At 64.0% G+C, this 3,536-nt stretch carries 3 protein-coding genes; all 3 read left to right on the top strand.

Annotated elements, in window-relative coordinates; all coding sequences use genetic code 11:
• Window positions 1–201: 201 nt before the first annotated feature.
• Complete coding sequence (locus ACO41U_RS10115) at window positions 202–1,776, top strand: 2-isopropylmalate synthase (RefSeq protein ID WP_485943681.1); 1,575 nt, start codon at window positions 202–204, stop codon at window positions 1,774–1,776.
• A 28-nt stretch (window positions 1,777–1,804) separates the two neighbouring features.
• Complete coding sequence (locus tag ACO41U_RS10120; RefSeq protein ID WP_485943683.1) at window positions 1,805–3,064, top strand: 3-isopropylmalate dehydratase large subunit; 1,260 nt, start codon at window positions 1,805–1,807, stop codon at window positions 3,062–3,064.
• Window positions 3,065–3,075: 11 nt separating this feature from the next.
• On the top strand, window positions 3,076–3,536 hold a 461-nt coding region (locus tag ACO41U_RS10125), incomplete at its 3' end, for a 3-isopropylmalate dehydratase small subunit (protein WP_485943685.1).

Below are 3,536 nucleotides of genomic sequence, written 5' to 3' on the forward strand. Positions count from 1 at the left end.
CTCGGACTTTTCGCTCTCGCGGATCCCCTTTTTTCTGGATCGGCGCCTCTCGGTGTTTGAGCTGAAAATCCGAGCGGTGTGAGAGAAGAAAGCGGAGTCCGCCTGAGCGGACTCCGCTTTCTTGTCGTTGGCTTTCCCGTTTTACGGAAGAGGAAGAACCTCGTTCGGGGATGCGGGGAACGATAAGGAGGAGAAAATAGGATGCGGGATAAGGACAGGGTATGGATCTTCGACACGACGTTGCGGGACGGAGAGCAAGCCGCAGGAGGGAACCTGAACGTTACGGAGAAACTTCAGATCGCTCAACGGCTGGCCCGGCTTGGGGTGGACGTCATCGAGGCCGGTTTTCCGGCGGCCTCCCCAGGCGACTTCGAGTGCGTCCGCACCATAGCGAAGGAGGTCCAGGGGCCTGTCGTCGCAGGTCTGGCCCGCACGAAGGAGAACGACATACGGAGCTGTTATGAGGCCGTGAAGGACGCTCCCCGGCGGCGCATCCACACCTTCATCGCGACGAGCCCCATCCACATGAAGGATAAGCTGCGGCTGACGCCTGATGAGGTCCTTAAAGAGGTTCGGTTCGGCGTTTCTCTGGCCGCCGGGCTCGTCGAAGACGTGGAGTTCTCCGCCGAGGACGCGAGCCGCTCCGAATTGCCCTTCCTGATCGAGGTCTTCAAAACGGCGGTTGCAGCAGGAGCCACGACGCTGAACATCCCGGATACCGTCGGCTACGCGACGCCCGAAACGTTCTACAACTTCTGCAGGGCGATCATGGAGGGGGTCGGAGCGCCCGACGATGTGGTCTACTCCGTCCACTGCCACGATGATCTGGGCTTGGCCGTGGCCAATACCCTGGCGGCCATCCGTGCCGGGGCCCGCCAGGCGGAATGTACCATCAACGGCTTGGGGGAGCGTGCCGGCAACGCCTCCCTCGAGGAGATCGTCATGGCGCTCAAGACGCGCCGGGATTGCTACGGGCTGGAGATCGGGCTGGACACCACGAAGCTGCACTCGGTCAGCTCCCTCGTTTCACGCCTCTCCGGCGTCGTCGTTCCGCCGAACAAGGCCATCGTGGGGGCCAATGCCTTCGCCCATCAGGCAGGTATCCACCAGCACGGCGTGATGAACAACCCTCTGACCTACGAGATCATGAAACCGGAGGACGTTGGAGCCTCCGGAACCGAGCTGGTGCTGGGCAAGCACTCGGGACGCCACGCCTTCGTCGACCGTATCGAGCACCTGGGTTACGCCCTGACACCCGAGCAGGTCCAAACGGCTTTCAGCCTCTTCAAGAAGCTCTGTGACACCAAAAAGAACGTGACGGATGGGGATATCGCCGCTCTGATCGCTGACGATATCCTCCTGAAGGGCCAACAGAACCGTTACGAGCTGAAGCGCTACTCCGTCAAGACGGGAGAGGGGCCTGCCCTTGCGGTAGTGACACTGGCGAGCGACGAAGGGGAGATCAGCGACGCGGCGACGGGCAACGGCCCGGTGGACGCGGCCTATCGCGCCATCTGGCGCACCATTGAGCTGGAGCCCGAACTGATCGCGTTCGGCATCAACGCCACCAGCGACCACTCGGATGCCATGGGAGAGGCGATGGTCACACTGCGGTCGGGCGATATCGTCGCCCCCGGCAGGGGCGTCAGCACGGACATCGTCGAGTCCGCCATCAAGGCCCTGATCCACGCGGTCAATCGGCTGTACGTCCTGGCCGCGGCCAAGGGAGTGGAGCTGCAGAAAAAGGCGAAAGGCCACGCAAAGGCGAAAGAGTAGAGGAGATCAATCCACGAGGAGGCAGAACATGAAATCATACACTCTGGCGGAGGCCATCATTGCCGCTCACACGAAGGACCCGGTCGAAGCGGGCAATATCTGCGGGGTCGGCGTGGACTTCGCCTTTGCCAACGACATCACCGCACCCCCGGCTATCCGGGAGTTCCGCAGGATGGGGGCTCAGAAGGTCTTTGACGTCGAGCGCTGTGCCATCCTTCCCGACCACTTCACGCCCAACCGGGACATTGCCTCGGCCGAACAGGCCGTGATCGGGCGGACCTTTGCACGCGAGCAGGGCCTGCTCTACTGGGAGGTCGGCCGGGTTGGCGTGGAGCACGCGTTCCTTCCGGAGCAGGGGTATATCCTGCCGGGCGAGATCATCCTGGGCGCCGATAGTCACACCTGTACGGGCGGGGCCCTGGGGGCACTGGCCACGGGGGTGGGCTCGACGGACCTGGCTGGGGCCTGGGCCCTGGGACGGACCTGGCTGAGGGTCCCGGAAACCTACCGCGTCGCCCTGGAGGGAACGCTCTCTCCGTGGACCGGCGGAAAGGACGTGATCCTCTCGATCATCGCTAAGACGGGCGTCGAGGGGGCCCGATACATGGCGTTCGAGTTCTGCGGGCCTGGGCGCGCGAGCCTTTCGATGGACGCGCGCATGACCGTCGCGAACATGGCCATCGAGGCGGGGGGGAAGGCCGGCCTCTTCGTTCCGGACGCCGTGACCCTCGACTACGTTGAGGGCAGGGCGAAGCGTGACTTTCATCCCCTGTACCCCGACGAGGGGGCCCGATATGCCAGGAGCATGACGGTGGACCTGGGTGCACTGGAGCCGCTCGTGGCGCTGCCTCATCTGCCGGAGAACGTCCGACCGGCCAAGGAGTGCGGAGATAAGACGGTAGACCAGGTGTTTATCGGCTCCTGCACCAACGGCCGCGTTTCGGATATCGAGCAGGCGGTGAGCGTCCTCAAGGGGCGCCGCGTTCACGACCGGGTGCGCCTCATCGTCATACCGGCCTCCTACGAGGTCTACAACACCTGTCTGGAACGGGGCTACTTCAGGATATTGACGGAGGCGGGGGCGGTGATCAGCACGCCTACCTGCGGCCCGTGTTTGGGCGGGCACATGGGTATTCTGGCGGCGGGCGAGCGCTGCGTTTCAACCAGCAACCGCAATTTCGTGGGGCGGATGGGCAGCCCCAAAAGCGAGATTGTGCTTGCCGGTCCGATGGTGGCCGCGGCCAGCGCCGTGATGGGGCGCGTCGCGGACCCCCGAGAAATCGCGTGAGGAGGAAGATCATGAACACGACGCTGAAGGGCACGGTTTGGAAGTACGGCGACAACATCGATACGGACGTCATCATCCCGGCGCGCTATCTCTCCACGAGCGTGCCGGAAGAGCTGGCCCCTCACTGCATGGAGGACATCGACGCCTCGTTCGCGGGGGCCGTGCGGAAGGGGGACGTGATGGTTGCCGGGTCCAACTTCGGCTGCGGTTCGAGCCGCGAACACGCGCCCCTGGCCCTGCTGGGCTCTGGGGTTTCCTGCGTGGTCGCCGCGTCGTTCGCCCGCATCTTCTTCCGCAACGCCATCAACGTTGGGCTGCCCATCTTCGAGTGTCCTGAAGCCGCCGAGGCTACGCAGAAAGGCGATGAGCTGGAGGTCGATATGGAGACGGGGATGGTAACGAACCGGACGCGCGGTCAGTCCTGGGCGGCGCGCCCTTTCCCCCCCTTCCTTCGCGAGTTGATCGAGCTGGG

This window comes from Fretibacterium sp., from assembly GCF_057312375.1.

Bases quoted from the DNA above. Each gene is read 5' to 3' on its own strand.
- ACO41U_RS10115 (WP_485943681.1), top strand. From the start codon at position 202: ATGCGGGATAAGGACAGGGTATGGATCTTCGACACGACGTTGCGGGAC.
- ACO41U_RS10120 (WP_485943683.1), top strand. From the start codon at position 1,805: ATGAAATCATACACTCTGGCGGAGGCCATCATTGCCGCTCACACGAAG.